General features: G+C 35.0%; 1 protein-coding gene. It reads right to left on the reverse strand.

The window, feature by feature from the left end; all coding sequences use genetic code 11:
* Window positions 1-156 precede the first annotated feature (156 nt).
* A complete protein-coding gene (locus SB754_RS19225) occupies window positions 157-489 on the reverse strand; it encodes a YegP family protein (RefSeq protein ID WP_410784015.1) in 333 nt (110 codons plus the stop codon).
* Between the last annotated feature and the right edge of the window lie 14 nt (window positions 490-503).

The raw sequence follows: 503 nt of genomic DNA on the forward strand, positions 1-503 counted from the left end.
GAATCTGATTTCTGGTTAGTAATTTTCCGACCGTACGCAAGACTTCATTTAAGAAATCATCGTAATCACTTTTTATTTTGAGATATTCATTTGGGATGTCAATCATAAAAAAAATACAAGGATTAAAAGTATGAATTATTAAAATTAACCACGCATTTATAAAGTGTGATCAATGATCCCAGCATCTGGTGCATTTACTTTTACAGAGGCAATACCATTGTCTCTGGCAGAAGTACTTTCATACATTTCACTACTACCCACAATCTGTCCGTTGGATGCTTTTAAATTAAAATAAGGTTTTCCGTTGCTGGATTCCTTTTTATCAAACCTGCTATCATCCTGCGAATTCATTCTTACGGATTCAATACCATTCGAACAGCCTGCTTTAGTGCTGTAGCCTTCACTTGTCAAAATCGTCTGTCCGTTACCGGCCTTTAGATTGAATTGAAATTCTCCGTTTGCTCGTTTTGTAATAACAAATGTTCCCATAAAATCGGTTTAAT

Source organism: Leifsonia sp. SIMBA_070, assembly GCF_046534635.1.
In the GTDB taxonomy this organism is placed as follows: domain Bacteria; phylum Actinomycetota; class Actinomycetes; order Actinomycetales; family Microbacteriaceae; genus Leifsonia.